Source organism: Bradyrhizobium sp. RDM12 (assembly GCF_051917485.1).
Classification (GTDB): domain Bacteria; phylum Pseudomonadota; class Alphaproteobacteria; order Rhizobiales; family Xanthobacteraceae; genus Bradyrhizobium.
In genome coordinates this window covers 5317055-5340406 of the sequence record NZ_CM133064.1, presented here as the reverse complement: position 1 = coordinate 5340406, position 23352 = coordinate 5317055, and the positions used below count along the sequence as shown (strand labels likewise).

General features: G+C 63.8%; 21 protein-coding genes and 2 pseudogenes. 13 read left to right on the top strand and 10 right to left on the bottom strand.

Annotated elements, in window-relative coordinates; genetic code table 11:
• The first annotated feature begins 5 nt into the window (after positions 1-5).
• The 5 genes from sufD (at position 6) to ACTGJ9_RS26210 (ending at position 3955) form a co-directional block, all read left to right on the top strand.
• Entirely contained in the window at positions 6-1310 is a 1305-nt protein-coding gene (gene sufD, locus ACTGJ9_RS26230; RefSeq protein WP_456673458.1) for a Fe-S cluster assembly protein SufD, read from the top strand.
• A complete protein-coding gene (locus ACTGJ9_RS26225; RefSeq protein WP_456673457.1) occupies positions 1307-2554 on the top strand; it encodes a cysteine desulfurase in 1248 nt (415 codons plus the stop codon). Before sufD ends, ACTGJ9_RS26225 begins: the two co-directional genes overlap by 4 nt.
• Positions 2551-2922, top strand: coding sequence for an SUF system Fe-S cluster assembly protein (locus ACTGJ9_RS26220; RefSeq protein WP_148748806.1), 372 nt, complete (start codon positions 2551-2553; stop codon positions 2920-2922). Before ACTGJ9_RS26225 ends, ACTGJ9_RS26220 begins: the two co-directional genes overlap by 4 nt.
• A gap of 118 nt (positions 2923-3040) precedes the next feature.
• The gene (locus ACTGJ9_RS26215; RefSeq protein WP_456678625.1) at positions 3041-3382 is read left to right on the top strand and encodes a HesB/IscA family protein; all 342 of its coding nucleotides are present in this window, start codon (positions 3041-3043) and stop codon (positions 3380-3382) included.
• 150 nt (positions 3383-3532) lie between these two features.
• On the top strand, positions 3533-3955 hold the full coding sequence (locus ACTGJ9_RS26210; protein ID WP_456673456.1) for a TfoX/Sxy family protein: 423 nt from the start codon (positions 3533-3535) through the stop codon (positions 3953-3955).
• Positions 3956-4020: 65 nt separating this feature from the next.
• Here the strand turns inward: ACTGJ9_RS26210 and fabA are convergent, their stop codons facing one another.
• The 4 genes from fabA to ACTGJ9_RS26190 all read right to left on the bottom strand — a co-directional run bounded on the left by fabA (position 4021) and on the right by ACTGJ9_RS26190 (position 8654).
• Entirely contained in the window at positions 4021-4551 is a 531-nt protein-coding gene (fabA, locus tag ACTGJ9_RS26205; protein ID WP_456673455.1) for a bifunctional 3-hydroxydecanoyl-ACP dehydratase/trans-2-decenoyl-ACP isomerase, read from the bottom strand.
• A gap of 113 nt (positions 4552-4664) precedes the next feature.
• Positions 4665-5732, bottom strand: a complete 1068-nt coding sequence (locus ACTGJ9_RS26200; protein WP_456673454.1) for a GGDEF domain-containing protein — start codon at positions 5730-5732, stop codon at positions 4665-4667.
• Between the two features lie 128 nt (positions 5733-5860).
• Entirely contained in the window at positions 5861-7411 is a 1551-nt protein-coding gene (locus ACTGJ9_RS26195; RefSeq protein ID WP_456673453.1) for a DEAD/DEAH box helicase, read from the bottom strand.
• 280 nt (positions 7412-7691) lie between these two features.
• Positions 7692-8654 carry a helix-turn-helix transcriptional regulator gene (locus tag ACTGJ9_RS26190; RefSeq protein ID WP_456673452.1) on the bottom strand — a complete coding sequence of 321 codons (963 nt, stop codon included), beginning with the start codon at positions 8652-8654 and terminating at the stop codon, positions 7692-7694.
• A 205-nt stretch (positions 8655-8859) separates the two neighbouring features.
• Here ACTGJ9_RS26190 and ACTGJ9_RS26185 point away from each other — a divergent pair.
• The 3 genes and pseudogenes from ACTGJ9_RS26185 to ACTGJ9_RS26175 form a co-directional block, all read left to right on the top strand.
• A pseudogene (locus ACTGJ9_RS26185) lies at positions 8860-10375 on the top strand (caspase family protein); the annotation flags it as partial.
• Positions 10376-10458: 83 nt separating this feature from the next.
• Positions 10459-11712, top strand: a complete 1254-nt coding sequence (locus ACTGJ9_RS26180; protein ID WP_456673451.1) for an FAD-dependent oxidoreductase — start codon at positions 10459-10461, stop codon at positions 11710-11712.
• Positions 11713-11891: 179 nt separating this feature from the next.
• Positions 11892-12662 carry an outer membrane protein gene (locus ACTGJ9_RS26175; protein WP_456673450.1) on the top strand — a complete coding sequence of 257 codons (771 nt, stop codon included), beginning with the start codon at positions 11892-11894 and terminating at the stop codon, positions 12660-12662.
• Between the two features lie 94 nt (positions 12663-12756).
• On the opposite strand, the gene ACTGJ9_RS26170 is transcribed toward ACTGJ9_RS26175, so the two are convergent.
• The 4 genes from ACTGJ9_RS26170 to parE form a co-directional block, all read right to left on the bottom strand.
• On the bottom strand, positions 12757-13527 hold the full coding sequence (locus tag ACTGJ9_RS26170) for an SDR family NAD(P)-dependent oxidoreductase (RefSeq protein WP_456673449.1): 771 nt from the start codon (positions 13525-13527) through the stop codon (positions 12757-12759).
• Positions 13528-13548: 21 nt separating this feature from the next.
• On the bottom strand, positions 13549-13734 hold the full coding sequence (locus ACTGJ9_RS26165; RefSeq protein WP_354136507.1) for a hypothetical protein: 186 nt from the start codon (positions 13732-13734) through the stop codon (positions 13549-13551).
• A 273-nt stretch (positions 13735-14007) separates the two neighbouring features.
• Positions 14008-14790: an outer membrane protein gene (locus ACTGJ9_RS26160; protein ID WP_456673448.1), complete on the bottom strand. Its 783-nt coding sequence runs from the start codon at positions 14788-14790 to the stop codon at positions 14008-14010.
• Positions 14791-15215: 425 nt separating this feature from the next.
• The gene (gene parE / locus ACTGJ9_RS26155) at positions 15216-17264 is read right to left on the bottom strand and encodes a DNA topoisomerase IV subunit B (RefSeq protein WP_456673447.1); all 2049 of its coding nucleotides are present in this window, start codon (positions 17262-17264) and stop codon (positions 15216-15218) included.
• Positions 17265-17536: 272 nt separating this feature from the next.
• Between parE and ACTGJ9_RS26150 the strand changes: the two are divergent.
• From ACTGJ9_RS26150 to argC, 3 genes and pseudogenes are all read left to right on the top strand, one after another.
• Positions 17537-18066, top strand: a pseudogene (locus tag ACTGJ9_RS26150) (DedA family protein).
• 227 nt (positions 18067-18293) lie between these two features.
• Positions 18294-18977 carry an FMN-binding negative transcriptional regulator gene (locus ACTGJ9_RS26145; RefSeq protein WP_456673446.1) on the top strand — a complete coding sequence of 228 codons (684 nt, stop codon included), beginning with the start codon at positions 18294-18296 and terminating at the stop codon, positions 18975-18977.
• On the top strand, positions 18977-20026 hold the full coding sequence (gene argC, locus ACTGJ9_RS26140) for an N-acetyl-gamma-glutamyl-phosphate reductase (RefSeq protein WP_456673445.1): 1050 nt from the start codon (positions 18977-18979) through the stop codon (positions 20024-20026). The genes ACTGJ9_RS26145 and argC overlap by 1 nt, the downstream gene beginning before the upstream one ends.
• A gap of 156 nt (positions 20027-20182) precedes the next feature.
• On the opposite strand, the gene ACTGJ9_RS26135 is transcribed toward argC, so the two are convergent.
• Together ACTGJ9_RS26135 and ACTGJ9_RS26130 are read right to left on the bottom strand one after the other, a co-directional pair.
• On the bottom strand, positions 20183-20950 hold the full coding sequence (locus ACTGJ9_RS26135; RefSeq protein ID WP_456673444.1) for an outer membrane protein: 768 nt from the start codon (positions 20948-20950) through the stop codon (positions 20183-20185).
• A gap of 265 nt (positions 20951-21215) precedes the next feature.
• Entirely contained in the window at positions 21216-21614 is a 399-nt protein-coding gene (locus ACTGJ9_RS26130; protein WP_456673443.1) for an MAPEG family protein, read from the bottom strand.
• 112 nt (positions 21615-21726) lie between these two features.
• Between ACTGJ9_RS26130 and ACTGJ9_RS26125 the strand changes: the two genes are divergently transcribed.
• Positions 21727-22965 (top strand): IS1182 family transposase, encoded by a 1239-nt coding sequence (locus tag ACTGJ9_RS26125; RefSeq protein WP_456673442.1) that lies wholly within the window; start codon positions 21727-21729, stop codon positions 22963-22965.
• Complete coding sequence (locus ACTGJ9_RS26120) at positions 22871-23323, top strand: transposase (protein WP_456673441.1); 453 nt, start codon at positions 22871-22873, stop codon at positions 23321-23323. Before ACTGJ9_RS26125 ends, ACTGJ9_RS26120 begins: the two co-directional genes overlap by 95 nt.
• The last annotated feature ends 29 nt before the right edge of the window (positions 23324-23352 follow it).

Genomic DNA, 23352 nt, shown 5'->3' with positions numbered 1-23352 from the left:
TTGCGATGAACGTTGCTGTGGCAAAGACCGGAAAGGGCCGCGCGGTGAGCGATCTCTTCACCAGCGCCGAAGGCCGGCTGCCGGGTTCGCCGTCCGTCATCGCGGCGCGCCGCGAGGCATTCGAGACCTATGAGCGTCTCGGCCTGCCGCACCGCCGGATCGAGGAATGGAAATACACCGATCTCCGCGCGCTGGTCGGCGAGGTGCTGCCGCTGGCGGCCGCACCCGATGCGGCTGCGATGAAGCGCGCCGCGGAGGCGGTCAAGGCGCACGCGATCGAGGGAGCCCGCAAGCTCGTGCTGGTCGACGGCGTGTTCGCGGCCGATCTCTCCGACGCGAAGGCGCTCGCTCCCGAGGCGAGCTTCAAGACATTGCGGGAGGCGCTGGAGAAAGATGCAGGCCTGCTGCAGACCGGTGCCACCGATGCCGTGATCGCGCTCAACGCGGCGATGGCGACCGATGGACTCGTGCTGTCGATTGCTGACGGCGCCCAGTTGTCCGCGCCGATCCAGATCATCCACATCGCCACCGCGGCATCCGCGTCGGCCTTCACCCGTTCGCGGGTCGCGATCGGGAAAGGCGCTCGCGCCACCATCGTCGAGAGTTTCGTTGCGGCTGGCGCCAAGGCCTACCAGATCAACGACGCCGTGCTCGTCACGGTCGGTGACGATGCCGATGTCGCGCATATCCGCCTGATGGACGATGCGGCCGACGCGTTTAACGTGACCTCGCATTTCGTGACGGTCGGCGCCAACGTCAAACTCAACTTCTTCAACATGACCACCGGTGCTGCCGTCAGCCGCTTGCAAGGCTTCATCACGCTGGCGGGCGAGGGCAGCGATCTCTCGGTCAACGGCGTGAACCTGCTGCAGAAGACCGAGCATGGCGACACCACGCTGGTGGTCGATCATGCCGTGCCCAACTGCGTCAGCCGCGAGGTTTTTCGCGCGGTGATTGACGATCGTGCCCATTCGGTGTTCCAGGGCCGCATCATCGTCCGTCCCGATGCGCAGAAGACGGACGGCAAGATGATGACCCGGGCGCTCTTGCTCTCGGACGAAGCCGAGGCCGACAACAAGCCCGAGCTGGAAATCTTTGCCGACGACGTATCCTGCGGCCACGGCGCCACCGCCGGCGCGCTGGACGAGAACCTGTTGTTCTATCTGAAGGCACGCGGCCTGCCGGAGAAGCAGGCCCAGGCGCTGCTGATTCAGGCCTTTGTGGGCGAAGCGATCGAGCAGATCGCTGATGATGGCTTGCGCGAGCATGTGATCGGCATTGCCGAGCGCTGGCTGGAGCGCCGGTCATGAGCACGCATCCCGCAGTCAGGAACGGCGCATATGACGTCGCGCGCGTGCGCCAGGATTTTCCGGCGCTCGCGATGCAGGTCTACGGCAAGTCGCTGGTCTATCTCGACAATGCGGCCTCCGCGCAGAAGCCGAGCGCCGTGCTCGAGCGCATGACGCAGGCCTATACATCCGAATACGCCAACGTCCATCGCGGCCTGCATTACCTCGCCAACGCCGCGACCGAAGCCTATGAGGGCGGCCGCACCAAGGCCGCTCAGTTCATCAACGCTGCGCGTACAGAGGAAGTGATTTTCACCCGCAACGCGACGGAAGCGATCAATCTGGTCGCTTCGTCCTGGGGTGGGCCGAACATCGGAGAAGGCGACGAGATCGTCATCTCGATCATGGAGCACCACTCCAACATCGTGCCCTGGCATTTCCTGAGGGAGCGCCAGGGTGCCGTGATCAAGTGGGCGCCGGTCGACGACGAGGGCAACTTCCTCATCGATGAGTTCGAGAAGCTGTTGACGTCGAAGACCAAGCTGGTCGCGATCACGCAGATGTCGAACGCACTCGGCACCATCGTGCCGGTCAAGGACGTCGTGAAGATCGCCCATGCCCGCGGCATTCCCGTGCTGGTCGACGGCAGCCAGGGCGCGGTGCATCTGCCCGTCGACGTTCAGGATATCGGCTGCGACTTCTACGTTTTCACCGGCCACAAGGTGTACGGTCCCACCGGCATCGGCGTGCTCTGGGCCAAGTATGACCACCTCGTCGCGATGCGCCCCTATAACGGCGGCGGCGAGATGATCCGCGAGGTCTCGCGCGAGATCGTCACTTACGGCGATCCCCCGCATAAATTCGAGGCGGGCACGCCCGCGATCGTCGAGGCCGTGGGCCTTGGCGCGGCCATCGACTACGTCAAGTCAATCGGCAAGGAGCGCATCGCCGAGCACGAGCGCGATCTCGTCACTTACGCCCAGGATCGCTTGCGCGAGATCAACTCGCTGCGTCTGATCGGCACCGCACGGGGCAAGGGCCCGGTGATCTCCTTTGAGCTCAAGGGCGCGCACGCCCATGACGTCGCCACCGTGATCGACCGCCAGGGCATCGCGGTGCGCGCCGGCACCCATTGCGTGATGCCGCTTTTAGAGCGGTTCAACGTGACCGCCACCTGCCGGGCCTCGTTCGGCATGTATAATACGCGGGAAGAAGTCGATCATCTGGCACAGGCGCTGTTGAAGGCGCGGGATTTGTTCGCATGAGTGACACGGCCGAAATCAAAGCCAATCCGATGGAGACCCATTCGGCGCTGCCGCCGGAGGAGACCGAGCGTCTCACGACCGAGATCATCGCCGGCCTCAAGACCGTGTTCGACCCGGAAATCCCCGCCGACATCTACGAACTCGGCCTGATCTACAAGGTCGAGATCAAGGACGATCGCTCCGTTGACGTGCAGATGACGCTGACGACGCCGAACTGTCCGGCCGCCGGCGAGTTGCCAACCATGGTCGAGAACGCGGTCGCCAGCGTTCCCGGCGTCGGCGTGGTCGACGTCAAGGTCGTCTGGGAGCCGGCCTGGTCGCCGGAACGCATGAGCGACGAGGCGCGCCTCGTCCTGAACATGTGGTGACGCGTAGCCTCGATATTGAATTCGTTCCGCAACGGACCACATAAATAAGATGACCCAGATCTCGTCCGGCTCGACACCAGCATCCACTCCGAAGCAGCGGCGCCCGCGCCCGCAGGTGATGCGGCTGACCGATGCTGCTGCCCAGCGCATCAGTGAACTGACCCAGCGCGCGGACTCCGAGATCGTCGGCCTGCGTGTCGGCGTGAAGAATGGCGGCTGCGCCGGCCAGTCCTACACGGTCGAATACGCCCACGATATCCGCCCCACCGATGAGGTTGTCGAGGACAAGGGCGTCAAGATACTGGTCGACCCCAAGGCCGTGCTGTTCCTGCTCGGCACCGAGATGGACTACAAGGCCGACAAGATGCAGGCCCAGTTCGTCTTCAACAACCCCAACCAGATCTCCGCATGCGGCTGCGGCGAGTCGGTCGAGCTGCGCCCGGCGCAGATCGACGGGTAGGTTTCTCGGTCGTTGCTCTCGTGTCCCGGACGCGCTGCAGCGCCCTTGCGGGACTCACGCTATAGTCACCAGTACAAAGATGGCTGGGCCCCGGCTCAGCAGCGCACCGTTTCACGCTGCGCTGCATCCGGGGCACGAGAGAGTTTGCCCATGGATCGCGAATTCCTGACTGACCTGTTCGCCGATTTCGGCCCTGTCGCCATCCGCAAGATGTTCTCCGGCTACGGCATCTCCGCCGACGGCATCAACTTCGCGCTCGCCCTGCGCGCCGGCCTGTTCTTCCGCGCCGACGAGGTAACCATCCCCGACTTTGAAGCGGAAGGCTCAAAACCGTTCCAGTATTCGACCCGCGCCAAGACCGTGCTGGTGAACTCCTATTGGGAGTTGCCGGCGCGCCTGTTCGACGATTCCGACGAACTGGCGCAATGGGCGAGGGCGGCCCTCGCCGCCGCCCAGCGCGCCAAGGTGAAGAAGCGGCCGAAGAAGAAAGCGGTGGCGAAGAAGGCCGCACCGAAGAAACCTGCTGCCAAGAAGCGTCCGGCCAAGAAAGCAACCAAGAGAACGGTGCGGTAGGGTGGGGAAAGGCGCGGAGCGCCGTGCCCACCATTTCGCTTTGCCCACCCGACGAGACCGTTTGCTCAGTCGACAGCCTTGGTGAGGCCAACCCGCATATCCTTAGCCACAAAAACGCAAGTGCCGTCGGCAAGCACGCGGCCGTCGGCAATTCCGAGCACCAGCTTGCCGCGGCGGACCATGCGCATGGCGACCTCGTAGCGCACGGATCGCGTCTCCGGCGTGATGGCGCCCGTGACCTCGACCTCGCCGACGCCGATGGCGCGGCCCTTGCCCGGTGAGCCCGACCAGCCGAGCCAGTAGCCGACCATCTGCCACATCGCATCCAGGCCGAGACTTCCCGGCATCATGGCGTCACCGCGATAGTGACAATCGAAAAACCACTGCTCCGGCGCAATGTCGAGTTCGCCGACAATATGGCCCTTGCCGAACTCGCCGCCGTCCAGGCTGATCTCGGTGATGCGGTCCATCATGAGCATCGGCGGCGCCGGCAATTGCGCGTTGCCGGGACCGAAATAGCCGCCTTCGCTCGATCTCAGCAGTTCGTCCCTGGTGTAGGACGATTGCGGCCTGTGAAAATCATGAGGATTGGGCACGACAACAAGTCCTCGATACGCGCGGTCAGACGCTGCAAGCGGCGAGGAAGATGTCGTTCGTCAGGTTGGAATGTCAAGCGCGGCCCGCGTCTCGCGGCCTGCAGTTTCCCGCCTTACGCCACCCGGTTGTGGGTCTCGACCGCGTATTCCGGGTCGACTTCGCAGATCACGCGGTTGCGGCCGTTGCGCTTGGCGGCGTAGAGGCAGGCATCGGCACGCTCGATCAGGGCATCGGTGTCGTCGCCTGGCTTCAGCATGGAGACGCCGACGGAGATGGTGACACGGCCGAGGATCTCGCCGGTCGATTTCTTCTTCAGCTCCTTCGCCATCACGGCGCGGCGGATGTGATCGGCGACGGTGAGAGCCTGGCGCAGCGCGGTGTTGGGCAGCAGCACGGCGAACTCCTCGCCGCCATAGCGCGCAGTGATGTCCTGGCCCTTGATGGTCTGCTTCATGGACAGGCCGACCAGGCGCAGCACCTGGTCGCCGGTGAGATGGCCGTAGGAATCGTTGAACGACTTGAAATGATCGATGTCGAACAGCAGCAGCGACAACGGCTCGCCCGAGGCGAGTGCGCTCTGCACGGCCATGCCGATCATGCGGTCGAAATATTTGCGGTTGCCGAGCCCGGTCAACGGATCGGTCAGGCTCTCGGCGCGGATCGCCTCGAGGCTCTGCTGCAGATTGCTGATCTCGTTCTTCGACAGTGTCAGCCGGTCTTCCAGCGCCTTGTTGGTCTCGCGCATCTCGCCGGTCGAACGCAGCAGCGTCTCGACGATCGTCTTGATCTGCTCGCGGCTCTCCGCCGAGGACAATTGCTCGGTTGCACCCGATAGGCTGGCGTCATAGGCGCCGGTCATGCCGAGCGCGTCGCTCAAGACGGTCATCACGTCATCGATCTCGCGGATGACGCGCGCGCCGACCTTGTCGATGCGGTCGGTCGTCTTGATGTGGGAGAGATAGGTATCGTAGATCTGCTCGAGATCGGCTTCGGTCAGCTTGCCGTTACGTGCCAGCGTCTCGTTGATGATCTTGTTGAGCGGGGCGTTGTAGCCGGTCGCATAGACGTACCAGATCTCGTAATTGCGGGGAATTGCGGTTTGCTTCAATGATCGGATCTGACCGAGCGCCACCTCGGCGAACGCCATCGTGCGTTCATGTTCATCGAGAACCTTGACCACAGAACATACCCCACAACGGTCGGTGCGCTCACGACCGCAGCAATACTTAAATTATGTTCGTAGGCTAACGGACGATCGTGAACGGTCGGTAAATGATCGACCGTTCAACTCACGCGTGCATCGTGGTTTCAGGCCCCGGCGGGGGAGCGGACCGGTCGGAGCAGGAACGCGGGGAGATGCGAGTGATCGCCAGGCTCGGTATCGGGCTCGCGCTGGCGGCGCGGCTCGGGACGGCCAATCGACGGGACATGCGATGGATTGGCTTGCTGGCGCGAACCGTGGCGCGGCTCTGACGATGGGTTTGCTTCGCGCGGAGCCTTGGCTTCGCGCGGAGGCCTCGCTTCGCGCGGCGGCCTTGCCTCGCGTGCTGGCCTCGCCTCGGCGGCGGGCCGTGCTTCGGCTGCGGGTCTTGCCTCGCTACGCGCCTCGCGCGGCTCATGGCTGCGCTCACGGTCACGGCTGCGCTGCGGCTTGCCGCGCCCGCCGCGCGAACGCTCGCGGCCGCGCTGCTCGCGCGGGCGCTCGCTGTGCTCGCCCGTGCTGGCCTGCACTTCGTAGTCGCCCTCGGCGCGCGGAATGCTTTGGCCGATCAGCTTTTCAATCGCAACCATCGACTTCTGGTCAAGCGGCGTCACCAGCGAAATCGCCATGCCGCTGCGGCCGGCACGACCGGTGCGGCCGACGCGGTGAACATAGTCGTCGGGATGATGGGGGACGTCGAAATTGAAGACGTGGCTGACCTCGGGAATGTCGAGGCCGCGGGCAGCCACATCGGAGGCGACCAGCAGCGGCAGCTCACCCTTGCGGAACTGCTCGAGCGCCGCCGTGCGGGCCGACTGGTCCATGTCGCCGTGCAGGGCGCCGACGCTGAACCCGTGCTTCTGAAGCGATTTGTGAACGACCGCGACCTCGCGCTTGCGATTGCAGAAGATGATCGCGTTCTGGAGATCCTTGGCCTCGCGCAGCAGGCGTCGCAGCAATTCGCGTTTCTCGTGCGCCTCGCGCCCGGCCGGAACCTGACACTGCGTGACGGTGACTGCGGTGGTGGCGGGCTTCGAAACCTCGACCTTCTGCGGATTGTGCAGGAAAGTTTCGGTGATGCGCCGGATCTCCGGCGGCATGGTCGCGGTGAAGAACAGGGTCTGCCGCGTGAAGGGGACGAGCTTGCAGACGCGCTCGATGTCCGGGATGAAGCCCATGTCCAGCATGCGGTCGGCTTCGTCGATGACGAGCAACTCGACGCCGGTGAGCAGCAGGCCGCCGCGCTCGGTATGGTCGAGCAGCCGGCCCGGGGTGGCGATCAGCACGTCGACGCCGCGGGTCAGCTTGGCATCCTGGTCGCCGAACGAGACGCCGCCGATCAGCAGGGCGACGTTGAGTTTCTGGCCGGCGCCGTAGCGGTCGAAGTTTTCCTTCACCTGCGCTGCGAGCTCGCGGGTCGGCTCCAGGATCAGCGTACGCGGCATGCGTGCGCGGGCGCGACCCTTTTCGAGGATGGTGAGCATCGGCAGCACGAAGGCCGCGGTCTTGCCGGTGCCGGTCTGGGCGATGCCGAGCACGTCCTTGCGTGCGAGGACGTGTGGAATCGCCTGTTCCTGGATGGGGGTGGGGGTGGTGTAACCGGTGGCCGCCACTGCGGCGAGGACTTTTTCGGATAGTCCGAGATTGGAAAAGGACATTGAGCCTCTGGTCGAAACCGCCGTTCGGAATCGAGGGTAATAAGGCTGTCGCGTTCCACCCCGAAACGGCGCGCTCTCAAAGAAGCTGGGGGTGCTGACTCACGCGAACAAAGCGCCAGGCTCAGGAATCGCTCTTCGATCCGAGCCGCGTCGACCCGGAACATAGGGTGGAATCGGCCAAAGTCAATGGAGCAGGCGCGGGAAGGCCCTAAAAACCCTCATGTTTTTACCCAAATACCGGGCCCGGCTCGGGTTTTCGGCACGGCGGCCAGCCCGGTGGTTAACGCGCCCCTGCGGCCTGGGCCCGGAAATCGCCGGGCGCCATGCCATAGGCGGAGTTAAAGACCCGGTAATAGGTCGCCAGGCTCTCGAAGCCGCAGGCGCTGGCGATATCGGCGATCAGCCGCTCCGGTGCTTCGCGCATCAAGCGGCGGCTCTGCTTCAGCCGCTCTTCCGTCACGGTCAGCGAGAAGCTGCGGTCGGCGACCTCGAACAGCATGTGCAAATGGCGCACCGAGACGCCGAGCAGGTCGGCGACACGCGTCGGCGTCAGATCGGGATCCTGCAGATGGCGCGCGATCAGGCGCTGCGCCAGCGACAGGCGGGCGGTCCGGAGCGCGGCCTGTCCGCGCCGGCTGCCCGGCCTGACGATGCCGCGCTCGATCAGCGCCAGCTGCCCCAAGGCCTGCACCAGCGGGACGGCGCCGGACGAGCCATCATTCGCGGCAGCGTCGCCGAGATCGGCAAAGCAGGCATCGAGCAGTGGTGCGAGAGCGGGATCGTTGAAAACCTTGGGCGCAAGCTCGCGCGTGCGCTTGTCCTGTGTCGCGAGGCCGCTGACGGGGATCTTCAGGATCCGCAGATGGAAACCGGAATCGCCCGGCGGCCTCGTGCGGTAGGGCAGGTCGGTATGGCTGGTGGCAAAGCCGCCATTGGCGATGGCGAAGTCGCTGGAGCGCATGCCGCCGAACCAACCGCCACCGCCGAGCTGCTGGTAGACGCAGATGCTGTCACCGGGCGCGTGGCCGATGTCGGCCTGGCTCCGTTCGACCGCATAGGACGAGGCCTTCAGCTCCACGAGGGCGGCATTGCCGACCTGGCTCAGCGAGAATTCGCCGTAAAAGTCGCCGCGCCGTTCGCGCTCGAGCTCGGCGGTGACCCCGAACAGCCCCTTGGCACGCACCTCGCGCCAGAAATCGAAACGATCGTGCGGCTCGACCTCGTCGGTGCACCAGCGATACACGGCAGCCCCTCGTCTCGAACTGAATTCCACCCAAGAAAATTCTACCGAAGAAAAAGCAGATTCCACGGCAATCTGCCATAGGCCAGATCATGGAGCCGAGGGACAGACCGGTTGGACCGCCGTTACGGCTGGCCCGACTATGACATCAACGGCGTAAGGTCCGCATGGAGCCAATGGGGAGCCGTTCGGCAACGGGAAAATCAGGATGATGCGTCGGGTTTTCAGAAGTTTGGCGGCGCTTGGCGTGGCCGCGAGCCCTCAGCGGTTTCGCGGGTGCCGTGTATGCCGAAAAGCGCGTCGCGCTCGTCGTCGGCAACAACGACTACCGGAACGTTCCGAAGCTCCAGAAGGCCGTCAACGACGCCCGCACGATGGGCGACACGCTGAAGCAACTCGGCTTCACCGTGATGGTCGCCGAGAACCAGAACCGTCAGCAATTCTCCGAGACGCTGCTCGCGTTCGACCGGGCGATCGAGCCCGGCGATACCGCGTTCTTCTTCTACGCCGGCCACGGGTTCGAGATCGCGGGCCAGAACTACCTCTTGCCGACCGACGTGCCGGCGGCGACCGAAGGCCAGGAAGAGCTGGTGCGCGACGCTTCCATTCTCGCAGATCGCGTCGTCGAGCGCCTCCAGAACAAGAAGGCGCGCACCTCGATCCTGGTGTTCGACGCCTGCCGCAACAATCCGTTCGAGCGGAGCGGCACGCGCGCCGTGGCCGGCGGTGGTGGGCTCGCGCCGATGACGCAGCTGCCCGAAGGCGTGTTCTCGGTGTTCTCGGCAGGCCCGCGCCAGACCGCGCTCGATCGCCTTTCCAACGACGATGCCAATCCCAATTCGGTGTTCACGCGCACTTTCGCCAAGGAGCTGCTGCAGCCCGGCGAGAACCTCGTGCAGGTCGCACAGCATACGCGCCGCCTGGTCAGCGAGATGGCCGACACCGTCAAGCACAATCAGGTGCCGGTCTATTTCGACCAGATGGTCGACGACGTCTTCCTCAGCGGTGCCGCGAAGGATGCGGCAGCCGCGCGTCCGGCCGATCCGCCGCCGCAGAAGGTCGCGGCGCTGCCGCCCGTCTCGGTGCCGCGCGTGCCGAAGGAAGAGACCACCAACGCGCCGATCGCGAGCTTCTCGCGCCACAATGGCGGCTGGAGCGTGACCTTCTCCTTCGCCGATCCCACCCTCGGTGTGTCCTGGCGCATGGCAGGCAATGGTGATTTCCGCGAGACCGGCTTCATCGACGCGCTCGATCCGCGCACGCGCAAGCGGATGCCGAACCCGTCGATCGAGCTGCCGCCGGACGCGCAGGCCGGCACCATCGAAGTCCGCTATGTCGATGCGTCCGGCGACATGCAGGGCCCGTTCCCGATCAAGTTCGATCCCGAAGCGGCGCTGATCCGCGACCAGCGCAAGATCCTCGACATGACCGCCACGAGCTGGCTGTCATTCCGTCAGTTCAATGGGCTGCTGGTCTATTATTCTCATCTGGTGTCGTACCGCTGCGCGATCCGCGAGGTGCGGATCGGCATCGACACGGCGGTGCAGGACAAGGTGCTGAAGCTGCCGCCTTGCGACCTCCGCGATCCCTCGGCGATCACAGCCGGCATGCTGCTCTACGAGAAGCTGCCTCCGGCCACGCAGTTCATGTCGGTCGAATTGACCTACCGCGACGGCAGCGTCTCGGAGGTCAAAAGCTTCCGCACGGCCAACCGCAGTAACAATTGGGCGCTTTCGCAAATTGAATATGCTCCCGACGCTTGCCCGCGCTACAATCGCCCGAACGATGCAGCAGTGAGGGTCGAGCTATGGAAGCAGTCAATCCAGATCAGCCGTCGCGCGTCCGGAAAGTCCGCTGCTGCATCGTCGGCGGCGGACCGGCCGGCATGATGCTCGGCTATCTGCTGGGACGTGCCGGCATCGACTTGGTGGTGCTGGAGAAACACGCCGACTTCTTCCGCGATTTTCGCGGTGACACCGTGCATCCCTCGACGCTCCAGGTGATGGACGAACTCGGCCTGATCGACGGCTTCCTCAAGCTGCCGCATCAGCGCTTGCAGAAGATGGACGGCCTGTTCGGCGGCACCAAGGTGCGGATCGCCGATCTCAGCCGGCTAAATACGAAGTACCCGTTCATCGCCTTCATGCCGCAGTGGGATTTTCTCAATTTCCTGCGCGAGGCAGGCGGACGCTTCGCCTCGCTCGAGGTGCTGATGAGCACGGAGGCCGTCGACCTGATCCGCCGCGGCGATGCCATCGCCGGCGTGCGCGTGAGGACGCTCGACGGCATCGTCGACATCGAGGCCGATCTCACCATCGCCTGCGATGGCCGGCATTCGACGGTGCGCGAACGTGCGGGCCTTGGCGTCGAGGAGATCGGCGCGCCGATGGACGTGCTCTGGTTCCGTGCCGGCCGCAAGCCGGACGAGACCGAAAACCTGTTTGCGCGGATCGAGCCCGGCAAGATGATGGTGACGTTCGATCGCGGTGGTTATTGGCAATGCGCCTATGTCATCGCCAAAGGGCAATACGATGCAGTGAAGGCGAGGGGGTTGCAGGCACTGCTCGACGACGTCGTCCGCATGGCGCCGGTCCTTCGATCCGGAGTTGCCGACGTGAAGAGTTTTGACGACGTCAAGCTTCTCACCGTTGCGATCAACCGCCTGCCACGCTGGGCGCGGCCGGGCCTGCTCTGCATCGGCGACGCCGCGCATGCGATGTCGCCGGTCGGCGGCGTCGGCGTCAATCTTGCCGTGCAGGATGCGGTCGCGACCGCAAACCTGCTCGCGGACAGACTGACGCGCGGTTGTCCATCGGAGGATGAGCTCGATGCCGTGCGGCGCCGCCGCGAGTTCCCGGTGAAGATGACCCAGGCGATGCAGGTGATCGTGCAGAACCACATCATCAGCGGCGCGCTACAGGGCGGCGATCACCCGCTCAAGGTGCCGCTGCTGCTGCGGTTGATCTCCGCACTGCCATGGCTTCAGGGGATTCCGGCGCGCTTCATCGCGCTCGGTGTCCGGCCCGAGCATGTGCATTCGAAGGCTGCCCCAGCGGCGTAACGCAGGGATTGGGTAAGGATAATGTCGCGTTAAATCGCGCGCCTTGCGTTGCGTTCCAGCCACAGCGCGCGCGGAGTCAAAGGCCGCGATGCGCCAATCCGGCACCTTAACTTTCTTGATTCAAATTTGAGTAAGAACTGCGTGTGAGCGTGCGTCCATCAAAGGACACGGGATGTACCATGCGTAACAAATTGATTGCTGCCTTCGCCTGCACGACCGCTCTGGTTTCGACCGGCACCGCTTCCGCCGCCGATCTCGCCGCGCGTCCCTATACCAAGGCGCCCGCCTATATCGAGCCGCTGTTCAACTGGACCGGCTTCTACGTCGGCGGCCACATCGGTGGCGCCTGGACCAATGAGCAGTTCATCAACAATGGCGTCGGCGCGCCGTTCGGCGATCTGACGCCGGGCCAGGGCTATCGTCAGCGTGGCACCGGCATCATGGGCGGCGCCCAGATCGGCTACAACTGGCAGGCCAACAACTACGTATTCGGCATGGAAGGAACGATCTCCGGCCTCGACAACAAGGGCACCGTCGTGAACACCGCGTTCGGCGCGGGCGACGACGTGTTCACCTGGCGTGCGAACCTCCTTGCGACCGTCGTCGGTCGCGCCGGCTTCGCGGTTCAGAACAACCTGTTCTACATCAAGGGCGGCTATGCCGGCGTGAACAACCGTCTCTCGGTGACCGACACGGTCGGCCCGGCGACGGGCTCGGGCGGTCAGACCCACTGGGCCAACGGCTGGACTGTCGGCGCCGGCTGGGAATACGGCATCACCCGTAACTGGATCGTCGGCCTCGAGTACAATTACGCGGCTTTCGGCAGCCAGACCTATCAGCTCGGCGGCCCCTCGGGCAATTACACGTTCGATGCCAAACCGCGTGACATCCAGTGGGCCGTCGTCCGTGCGAGCTACAAGTTCGACGCGCCGGTCATCGCGCGCTACTGAGCCTTCAACGAACGACACCCAAAAAAGAGTACTGCCAACAATTAAAAGCCCCGGCTTCGTCCGGGGCTTCTTTTTCCTGCAACGCGATGGCGTCTCACGCCATGATGGAGAATCCGCCGTCGACCGGGATCGCGGTGCCCGTGACGAAGTTCGACGCGGGCGAGGCCAAGAAGACCGCGATGCCGGCGAAGTCGTCGATGTCGCCCCAGCGTCCCGCGGGCGTACGCGCCAGCACGCGCTCGTGCAGGCCCGACACCTGCTGTCGCGCGCCCCGGGTGAGATCGGTGTCGATCCAGCCCGGCAGGATCGCATTGACCTGGATGTTGTCGGGCGCCCAGGCATTGGCGCAGGCGCGCGTGTACTGCACGATGCCGCCCTTGCTCGCCGCATAGGCAGTCGCGAAGCTCGCGCCGAAGATCGACATCATCGAGCCGATGTTGATCACCTTGCCGTTGCCCGACGCCTTCAGCGCCGGATAGGCCAGCTTCGAGCACAGAAAGGCGCTGGTGAGGTTGGTGTCGATCACCTTGTTCCACTCGTCGAGCTCGAGCTCGTGCGGCGGCTTGCGGATGCTCATGCCGGCATTGTTGATCAGGATGTCGATGCGGCCGAGATCCCGGACGACACGGTCGATCATCGCGGCGATTGCCGCCTTATCGGTAACGTCAGTGGTGACGGCAATCGCCTTTACGCCGCGCGCTTTGAGGTCGACGACCGCTGCAGCCGACTTGGCTTCGTTGCGCCCGACCACGGCAATATCGGCGCCGGCGTCCGCAAGCCCATGGGCTAGGCCGAGTCCGATGCCGCCATTGCCTCCTGTGACGATCGCGACCTTGCCGCGGAGATCGAACCGGTTGGATGTCATGCTTTCACGTCCTGGTTTCTTCTATCGGTTGCTTTGCCAGATCAGCACCAGCCCGAAGCCTGCCATGGCGGCGCCATAGCCGGCCCATTGCAGCTGGTTGACCATGAAGCTCGATCGGGGCCAGGCAACGGTGCCCGTGCCTTGTCCGATCCAGAGCAGCCCGACAGCGAGGGCAAACAGGCCTGCGATCAGCAGAAATCTGCGCATGCATCCTCCTATCGGTCTGATTCTGTCGCGGCCTACGGCACAAAGCACCGCCGCAGGTCGCGAGAGCTTGCGGCCAGACTAGCCGTAGCTTCGGTTCAGATACAATGGGCAGGGATGCAAGGCCGCGCGAGAACGCATGTCCGTCGAGACCATCCCGGGCATCGCCGGCGCAAGCAGGTCGTTGACGGCGAGCATCAATCGCTCAAGCCTCCGAAAACGGAAAAGCCCCGGGCAATGCCGGGGCTTTGCGTCTGAAGTTGAATTCAGATCAGCTCAGTACTTGGCGACGACCGGGCCGGTCCAGTTGAAGCGGTAGACCAGCGAGGTCGAGATCGTCTGGTTCCAGCTGTTGGCGCGGATGCTGTTGCCGACCGGAGCGTTGCTGACGTCGAACAATTCGTCCTGGGTCTTGGCATTGTAGAACGCCGAGCGGTACTCGGTCTTCATGAACCAGCCGGGCGAAGAGATGCCGAAGAAATTCAAGCTATTCTCGACGCCGCCGCCGATGAACCAGCCGTTGCGGTTGTAGCTGTTGAGATGGGCACCGACCGGAACGCCAGCAAGGTCAGTGAAGTTGGTCTGGCCGAAGTGGGCGCCCGAGTAACCGCCATTGACGTAGGTGAGAACGTTCGGAGCGGCCAGCCAGCCAAGGCGGATACCAGCGGCCCAAGAGTCTTCCAGCTTCTGGCTGCCGGTGATGCCCAGGAGCGGATCCTGGATGGTGGCGCGGATGCTGCCGAACTGACCGTCAGCGAATACACCGGCGACCCAGGTGCCGCTGAACTGCCAGTCGTAGCCGAGACCGACGGTGCCGAACCAGCCCGAACCACCCTGGCGCTGCGTGATCGTCAACGGCGTGCCGGTGGCCGTATCCACGACGCTCTGGTCAGCATTCGAGAGGCCGCCGCCGCCGCCGCCGAAGATGTAAAAGCCGGTCCAGTTGGCAACCGGAGCCGCCATCGGCGCCTTCACGTAGGGACGGGCCGCAAGGTCAGCCGCCGAAGCCGAACCGGTCATCGCCGCAACCGCGGTCATTGCGAGTACAATCTTCTTCATGACTAAATCCCCAACCTTAGGTCCGTAGCAGGCGCGAGCGCTGTGAAGTCCGTGTGATCTGATGCCCGGACTATAGACGGTTCTCGCCGAAATGCTGTTGCAGGGCAGGCACAGTCGCCGGAAAACGCCCGCCATCCGGGTTATGAGGTGTCATCACTGGCTCCTCGAAAACAGATGTGATTCCAATGTATTACGCCGGTCTCTGCCTCGTCTGTCCGGGTAGGGTTTTGTCAGGAATTCGCATTTGTCCGAGACGAAGGCAGTCCCGCCTCAGCTTTGGCTCGCCGACCGGCCGCTGTGAGTCGTTGGCCGACCTGCGCGTCCGCGAGGTAAAATGCTGCGGATGACGTCCGTGACGGGCTCGATCGTCCGTCCCAAATGAAAAAGCCCCGGTCTCCCGGGGCTTTTCAGCGGGAATCACCGAATCAGACGTCCAGCAGCTCCTCACTGGCGAACTCGGCCTTGTCGGAGATGAAGGCGAAGCGCGCTTCGGCCTTGGTGCCCATCAGGCGCTCCACCGAATCTGCTGTGGTGTCGCGATCGTCGGGGAGCAGGACCACCTTGAGCAGGGTCCGCTTGCTCGGATCCATGGTGGTTTCCTTGAGCTGCGCCGGCATCATCTCGCCGAGGCCTTTGAAGCGATTGACCTCGACCTTGGCGTTGGCGTTGAACGCGCTCTTGATCAGCTCTTCCTTGTGCTTGTCGTCGCGCGCGTAGACCGACTTGGTGCCATGGGTCAGCTTGTAGAGCGGCGGCACGGCGAGGAAAAGGTGACCCTCGTCGATCAGCTTCGGCATCTGCCGGTAGAAGAAGGTGATCAGCAGCGAAGCAATGTGTGCGCCGTCGACGTCGGCGTCGGTCATGATGATGATGCGCTGGTAGCGCAGATCCTCTTCGCGATAGTGCAGCAGCTGGCCGCAGCCGATTGCCTGCACCAGGTCGGAAAGCTGGGCGTTCGCCGTCAGCTTGTCCTTGCCGGCGGAGGCGACGTTGAGGATCTTGCCGCGCAGCGGCAGCACGGCCTGGGTTTTGCGGTCGCGCGCCTGCTTGGCGCTGCCGCCAGCCGAGTCACCCTCGACGATGAAGAGCTCGGAGCCGTCGGTGCCGGCATCGGTGCAGTCGGCGAGCTTGCCGGGCAAGCGCAGTTTCTTGCCCGCGGTTTTGCGCGCGGTTTCCTTTTCCTGACGGCGTCGCGGCCGCTCTTCGGCCCGATCGATCACGAAATCGAGCAGCCGGTTGGCCATGTTCGGATTGCCCGACAGCCAATGGTCGAACGGATCCTTCATCGCCTGTTCGACGATGCGCTGCGCTTCAGCGGTGGCGAGGCGATCCTTGGTCTGGCCCTGGAATTCAGGCTCGCGCACGAACACGGACAGCATCACGGCGGCACCGACCATCACGTCTTCCGAGGTGATGGACGAAGCGCGCTTGCCCTGGCCGACGCGCTCGGCGTGATCCTTCAGGCCTCGCAACAGCGCGCTGCGCAGGCCGGATTCGTGGGTGCCACCGTCGGGCGTCGGCACGGTGTTGGTGTAGGAGGAGAGGAAGCCGTCGGCATCCGCAGTCCAGGCCACGGCCCATTCGCAGGCGCCATGCGCACCGTTGCGGCCCGATTTGCCCGAGAAAATGTCGGGATGCACCAGCGTGTCGGCGTGGATCGCCGCCGCCAGATAGTCCTTGAGGCCGCCGGGGAAGTGGAAGGTCGCTTCCGGCGGAACATCCTCGATGCCCTTGAGCAGCTCGGGCGCGCAGTTCCAGCGAATCTCGACGCCGCCGAACAGATAGGCCTTCGAGCGCGTCATCTTGAAGAGGCGCTGCGGCTTGAACGCGGCCTTGGCGCCGAAGATGTCGGTGTCGGGCTTGAACCGCACCCGCGTGCCGCGGCGGTTGTTGACCTTGCCGAGATCCTCGAGCTTGCCCTTGGGATGGCCGCGCTCGAATGTCATGCGATGCAGCTTCTGGCCGCGCGCGACCTCGACCTCGAGCCGCGAGGAGAGTGCGTTCACCACGGAGATGCCGACGCCGTGCAGGCCGCCCGAGGTCTCGTAGACCTTGCTGTCGAACTTGCCGCCCGAATGCAGCGTGCACATGATGACTTCAAGCGCCGACTTCTTCGGAAACTTCGGATGCGGATCGATCGGGATGCCGCGGCCGTTGTCGGTCACGGTGAGAAAGCCGTCCGCGGAGAGCTCGACGCCGATGAAGGTCGCGTGTCCGGCCAGCGCCTCGTCCATCGAGTTGTCGATGACTTCGGCGAAGAGGTGATGCAGCGCCTTCTCGTCGGTGCCGCCGATATACATGCCGGGCCGGCGCCGCACCGGTTCCAGGCCTTCGAGCACCTCGATGTCGGCGGCCGTGTAGTCGGCCTCACCGCCGGTTCCGCGCGGCGCTGGCTTCGGGGCAGAAGCACGCCCCTTCGGCCCATTGCCGTCGAACAAATCGTCTTTTTGTTTTGTTTTCAACTGCTTGGACATATATCTTGATACGTTTTGATGGCCGCGAAGGCGGCGAATCGGTTGGCCCGACTATGCCACTTCTGGCTTCGAAAGGTTATCGCAGCGCCGGCCGGTCGCTGTGGGTGGGAGCTAATGCCGGCGAATTTACGCCGCAAGCTAACCAAGTCCCGGCAATTTGACGCTTCGGACCCGCGGGAGCCGGCTTTGTGACTTGATGTCACACAAGTCCTTGGCTTACCAGTGCTTTTCATCGAGCAGCACCTCAAGGCGGGCGGGAAGGCTATTCTGGAATGGAGCAGTACGCGCACGCACTGGCCGATTTCGTGCGCCTTCACCAGGCCTGGGCTGCTCCGATCGTGTTCCTGCTCGCGTTCGGGGAATCGCTCGCCTTCATCTCGCTGTTGATCCCGGCCTGGGGGCGCTGGTCGCCATCGGCGCGCTGATCGGGGCGAGCGGCATCAGCTTCTATCCGATCTGGATTGCCGGCGCGATCGGTGCCGCACTCGGCGACTGGGTCTCCTACTGGTTCGGTTACCGCTACAAGGAGCAGGTCGCGCAGATGTGGCCGCTCTCGCGCTATCCGGAAATCCTGCCCAAGGGCGAGGCCTTCGTGCGGAGCTGGGGCGTGCCCAGCATCTTCATCGGCCGCTTCTTCGGACCCTTGCGCGCCTCCGTGCCGCTCGCGGCCGGCATTTTCGAAATGCCGTACTGGAGCTTTCAGGCCGCCAATTTTGTCTCCGCGCTGGTCTGGTCGGCGGCGCTCCTGTTGTTCGGCGATGTGATCGCGACGATCATGGAATGGCTTTGGCGTGTCGTGTGAACGCCGCGAAGCTTGACGGGAACAGCATCTGCCCTTATAGCCGCGCACCATGATCAACGCCGCGACCATCCTGTTCGCCCGTCGCCGCCGCCGCTCTTTAGCGGTTCGGGCGGTCGATCGCGTTTGAGATCATCGTCTTTGCCGCTGGATCCGATCCGCGGCATTCTCTCCCTCCTGTCAGCGCGATCTGATCCGGCGGCCCCCACGGAGGCCAGCAGGAGACCACGATGTACACGCCACCCTTTTTCAAGCCTGATCGCGCTGCAAGCCTGAAATTCGCCGAGGAGCGCGGTTTCGGCACCATGTGCGCCTTTGACGGCCGCAAGCCGGTCGCCTCGCCGCTGCCGTTCTATCTGACCTACGCCGCCGACGGCACGCCGCAGGCCGCCTTTCATGTCGCCCGTCACAATCCGCTGGTAAAGCTTGCGGACGGCGCGACGTCCTGGCTGCTCGCGATCAATGGCCCCGATGCATATGTCTCGCCCGACTGGTACGTCTCGCCGGATCAGGTGCCGACATGGCTCTACCAGTCGGTGCATCTGAGCGGCCCGGTAACGTTGTTGTCGGACGACGAGCTGGCGGTGCAGATCGACACGCTCAGCGACAAGTTCGAGAGCTGGCTGCTGCCGAAGACGCCATGGACGTCAGGCAAGATGACGGCAGGCCGGTTCGAAGCGATGAAGAAGGCGATCGTGGGTCTGGTGATGACGGTTGAAGAGGTCGAAGGCAGCTTCAAGCTCAACCAGCACAAATCGGATGCCGATTACGCGGCGATCAGCGATGCCGTGGGTGCGCAAGGCGACGCCGGTTCACAGCAGATCGCGCGCCTGATGCGCGAGGCGCGCCCGCAGGCCTTCGCATCCGATACGGCACAAGCAAACGAAGCGGCGACAGTTGAAAGGAACGTGTGATGAGCACGAAGAAGAAAATCGGCATTTTGGGGGCATCCGGCTACACCGGCGCCGATGCGGTGCGTCTGCTGGCGCGGCATCCCAATGCGGAAATCACGGCACTCACCGCCAACACCCATGCCGGCAAGGCCATGAGCGACGTGTTCCCGCATTTCTTCATGCTGGATTTGCCCAAACTCGTGGAATGGGAAAACGTCGACTGGACCAAGCTCGACGCGGTGTTCTGCGGATTGCCGCACGGTACCACGCAGCAGATCATCGCGGCGGTGCTGAAGGCCAACCCGAACATCAAGGTCCTCGACATGTCCGCCGATTTCCGGCTGCGCAACAAGGAAACCTACGCGCAGTGGTACGGCCACGAACATCAGGCGATCGAGTTGCAGGGCGAGGCCGTATACGGCCTGACCGAATTCTATCGGGAGAAGATCACCGCGGCGCGACTGGTCGCCTGTCCCGGCTGCTATCCGACGGCAGCGCTGTTGGCGCTGGTGCCGCTGGCGAAAGCGAAACTGATCGACGTCGATGACATCGTGATCGACGCCAAATCAGGCGTCACCGGCGCCGGACGCGGCCTGAAGCAGAACACGCTGTTCAGTGAGGCGGGCGAGGGGATTTCGCCGTATTCGGTCGGCACGCACCGGCATGCGCCGGAGATCGAACAGGAGATCGGCGTCGCGGCGGGCGCGAGCGTGACCGTCAATTTCACGCCGCATCTCATTCCGATGTCGCGGGGCGAACTCTGCACGTCCTATGTCAAGCTCAACGGTGCGACGCCGGATGATTTGCGGGCCGCACTCGAGAAAGCCTACGCGAACGAGCCCTTCGTGCATGTTGTCAAAAAGGGCGTGCTGCCGCAGACCCAGAACGTACGCGGCTCGAACTATGTCCAGATCGGTGTCGTCGCCGACCGGATCAAGAACCGCGCCATCGTGATCTCGGTGCTCGATAATCTGGTGAAGGGCTCGGCCGGTCAGGCGATCCAGAACATGAACCTGATGTTCGGATTCCCCGAGACCGCTGGACTGGAGCAGCTCGCGCTGTTTCCTTGATCGGAGGGGGCGCCGTGGACGAAGAGACCCTGCAATTCTGTCGGAGCAACGCCCAGTCCTATGCGGACTGGGCGAAGACGCTCTTGGATTGCTGCCTTCTGCGTCCCGGCTCACGCTTCGCGCGTCCCGGACACGAGAGTGTTTCGCTCTGTCCGCTCAGTACTTCGCGACGACCGGGCCACCGAACCGGTAGTTGATGCGCGCAGTGATCAGGTCGACATCCTGACCGATGCGGTCGGTGCGCGAGAAGGTACCAACCGGCGCCAGCGCTCCATTAGCCGTGAGTGTGACATCGTGGCGACCCATGAACAGGTGATCGTATTCGAGGCCGACCGACCAGTTCGGGGTAAAGCCGTATTCGAAGCCGACGCCGACCGTACCGCCCCAGCGGGTCTCGTTGGCACCATCGAACTCGGCTCCGGCCAGACCGCCCGTACCGATGCCGCGGTATTGATTGCTGGTGACCGCGGCGCCGCCCTTCACATAGAGCAGCGCATTGTTCCAGGCGTAGCCGACCTGGCCGGTGAACAGTCCGAAGGCGTCGATATGGGTGCGGTTCGCGACGCCGAACACGGTGCTGGCATTCCGGCCCGAGAGGTCGGCCCAGTTGCCCTGAGCCTCGAGGCCGAACACGAAGGCGCTGCTCTGCCAGCGATAGCCGATCTGGCCGCCGGCGACGGCGCCCGTCGCATCATGGCAGCCTTCGGCGATGGCGGCCGGGAAACCGGCAGTCCCGTCCCAGCAATTCCGCGACGTGCCATAGCCGCCGTTGGCGCCGATGTAGAAGCCGCTCCAATCATAGATCGCGGCGATCATCGGCGGCGCTTTGGTGTAGGGACGAGCAGCGAGATCGGCAGCGTTGGCCTGGGTCGCGACCGCGGCGAGCGAGAGCGCGCCGAGCGCGGATACAACCTTCAAATTCATGTCTGCCCCGAATCAATCAATTGCGATGCGTAAATATACATGGGGATGAGTGACAACTTGATGTGCAAACCGGAGCGGTGCTGATTCTCTGGAAGTGTCATCACCCGGCAACACCTGCGGTTGTCATCCGGCTGCCTCGGAAGCAGGCAGTTTGTCGGCAGCGCGAGTATCGCCGTGGACGATACTACATTGCATATTTTGGAGAAAATCCCGGCTGAATTCGCTATGCATCGCTCCACGTTGCCGCGTAGCCGGGACGTTCGTGTCAAACCACCTGGAAAATCGCCAGCGCCAGCACGGCCTGCGCGAGGAAGCCGACGGTGAAGGCGAGGGTGCGGAATACCGGGATGCCGAGCGCATAGACGATCAGATGCGCGACGCGCGACCAGAAATAGACGACGCAGGCCAGCACCGTCCATTTCGAGGAATAGTCGATCGCGTTCAGGATCAGCACCAGCGGAGCGAACAGGACGAGGTTCTCGACCGCGTTGTCGTGCGCGAACATCAGGCGGGTCGCCCACTCCGACTGTGGCTTGTCACCGCGCGAGGGATTGGCCATCGCGCCGCCGAGCCCGCGAATCTGGCAGCGGTTGATGGTGTAGGGAATCCAGAGGATCCCGGTCAGGATCACCGTGCACGTCAGCCAGAACAATTCACGCGTCATAACCCGGTCCCCTCCAAAATCGATGTCGTGAGCTTATACAAAACCGCGCGCCATTGCGCTATGAGACTGGGCAAGAATCTAGCCGTTTGTGCAGAGGAGTGTACGATTCGGTATGACGAATCGTATGTTCAAGACCGGGGTAAGCCGGGATCAGGCGAGCTTTCTTCCGCCGAGAGTGGAAGATTACGTGGCTGGCGACAACCCTGTTCGCGCCATCGATGCTTTTGTCGCAGCGCTGGACCTTAAACGGCTTGGCTTCGGCCATGCTGGGTCAGGCGGCGGGGCAGGACAACCTGCTTACGATCCCGCCGACCTGCTGAAGCTCTATCTTTATGGCTACATCAACAGAATCCGCTCCTCGCGCGCTCTTGAACGCGAGGCCGGGCGCAACCTCGAACTTATCTGGCTGATGAAGCACCTGGCGCCCGGCTATCGTACCATTGCCAATTTCCGCCGGGACAACTGGAAGGCGCTCAAGGCGGCGAACCGGGAGTTCGTGCTGCTGATGCGTGAACTCGACCTTCTGGGTGGTGAGGTGGTGGCGATCGACGGGGCGTTTTTTGATGGCAACGCCAGCAAGGCGAGCATCAAGACGCAACGCCGACTTGCCAAGCGGCTGGCGGAGATCGAACAGGAGATTGAAGCCTATGGTGCCGCGCTGGAGGCCAACGACAGCGTGGAGGCGGAACGTCCGCCGGCGGGGCCAGATGGTGGCGGGGGCGAAGGCGGCGGGGACGTCGCGCAGAAGGTGGCGACCTTGATGGCCAAGCGCACAGCCCTGAAGGTGGATTTGGCGCGGCTGGAAGAGAGTGGTCAGACGCAGTTGTCGCGAACCGATGCGGATGCCCGCTTGCTGGCAAAGAACGGCCAGGTGGTGGCGGGCTACAACGTTCAGATCGCCGTCGACGACAAGCACAAGCTGATCGTGGCGAGCGAGGTCGTCAACGACGGCAACGACACCGGCCAGCTTTACGATATAGCCAAAGCCGCGAAGGAGGAGCTTGGCGTCGAGACGCTCACGGCGCTGGCCGATACCGGTTATTACAACGGCCACACGCTGAAGGACTGCGAGGAGAACGGGATCGTGGCCTACGTTCCGCAAGCCAGGCGGACCGCGCGGCTCGAAGCGCAAGATCGCATCAGCCATGAAGAGTTCGCCTATGACACCGAAGCCAATGTCTATCGCTGTCCCGCCGGCAGGCTCCTGAGCCCGACGGACGGCCGCAAGACCAACGGCAAACGGATCGAGATCCGGTATGTCAGCCGCAAATCCGACTGCGACGCCTGCGCGCTACGCTCACGCTGCCTCTGCCAAGACGCCGACGCGCACCGTTTACCGCTGGGAGCATGAGGCGGTGCTCGAGCGGCATCGTGCGCGGATGCAGGACGCCGACGCCCAGATGCGACGCCGGGCAGAACTCGCCGAACATCCCTTCGGTACCCTGAAATGCCGGGCGGGCTATCGCCACTTCCTCGTTCGCGGCTTCGACAAGGTGCGCGGCGAATGGAGCCTGATGGCACTCTGCTACAACTTCTCCCGCGTGCTGAACATCCTCGGCAGCGACAGTTTCATGGCTTATCTGGCCAACCGCCATCCATATTGGGCGTTCTTGCTGCTCAAAGCCGTCTCGGCCATCGTCAACCGCCTACAAGCCAGCATGCCGCTCTCCCAAGGCAAAGTGCGCCTGACCTTCGCCATAGCCACATAATCAGCGCGCAATACAATTCTTGCCCAGTC

Coding starts and splice junctions, on each gene's coding strand:
- ACTGJ9_RS26145 (WP_456673446.1), top strand. CDS start 18,294: ATGTACACGCCACCCTTTTTCAAGCCTGATCGCGCTGCAAGCCTGAAA.
- argC (WP_456673445.1), top strand. CDS start 18,977: ATGAGCACGAAGAAGAAAATCGGCATTTTGGGGGCATCCGGCTACACC.
- ACTGJ9_RS26195 (WP_456673453.1), bottom strand. CDS start 7,411: ATGTCCTTTTCCAATCTCGGACTATCCGAAAAAGTCCTCGCCGCAGTG.
- ACTGJ9_RS26175 (WP_456673450.1), top strand. CDS start 11,892: ATGCGTAACAAATTGATTGCTGCCTTCGCCTGCACGACCGCTCTGGTT.
- parE (WP_456673447.1), bottom strand. CDS start 17,264: ATGTCCAAGCAGTTGAAAACAAAACAAAAAGACGATTTGTTCGACGGC.
- ACTGJ9_RS26225 (WP_456673457.1), top strand. CDS start 1,307: ATGAGCACGCATCCCGCAGTCAGGAACGGCGCATATGACGTCGCGCGC.
- ACTGJ9_RS26130 (WP_456673443.1), bottom strand. CDS start 21,614: ATGACGCGTGAATTGTTCTGGCTGACGTGCACGGTGATCCTGACCGGG.
- ACTGJ9_RS26215 (WP_456678625.1), top strand. CDS start 3,041: ATGCGGCTGACCGATGCTGCTGCCCAGCGCATCAGTGAACTGACCCAG.
- ACTGJ9_RS26180 (WP_456673451.1), top strand. CDS start 10,459: ATGGAAGCAGTCAATCCAGATCAGCCGTCGCGCGTCCGGAAAGTCCGC.
- sufD (WP_456673458.1), top strand. CDS start 6: ATGAACGTTGCTGTGGCAAAGACCGGAAAGGGCCGCGCGGTGAGCGAT.
- ACTGJ9_RS26135 (WP_456673444.1), bottom strand. CDS start 20,950: ATGAATTTGAAGGTTGTATCCGCGCTCGGCGCGCTCTCGCTCGCCGCG.
- ACTGJ9_RS26120 (WP_456673441.1), top strand. CDS start 22,871: ATGTCAGCCGCAAATCCGACTGCGACGCCTGCGCGCTACGCTCACGCT.
- ACTGJ9_RS26210 (WP_456673456.1), top strand. CDS start 3,533: ATGGATCGCGAATTCCTGACTGACCTGTTCGCCGATTTCGGCCCTGTC.
- ACTGJ9_RS26220 (WP_148748806.1), top strand. CDS start 2,551: ATGAGTGACACGGCCGAAATCAAAGCCAATCCGATGGAGACCCATTCG.
- ACTGJ9_RS26125 (WP_456673442.1), top strand. CDS start 21,727: ATGACGAATCGTATGTTCAAGACCGGGGTAAGCCGGGATCAGGCGAGC.
- ACTGJ9_RS26170 (WP_456673449.1), bottom strand. CDS start 13,527: ATGACATCCAACCGGTTCGATCTCCGCGGCAAGGTCGCGATCGTCACA.
- ACTGJ9_RS26165 (WP_354136507.1), bottom strand. CDS start 13,734: ATGCGCAGATTTCTGCTGATCGCAGGCCTGTTTGCCCTCGCTGTCGGG.
- ACTGJ9_RS26160 (WP_456673448.1), bottom strand. CDS start 14,790: ATGAAGAAGATTGTACTCGCAATGACCGCGGTTGCGGCGATGACCGGT.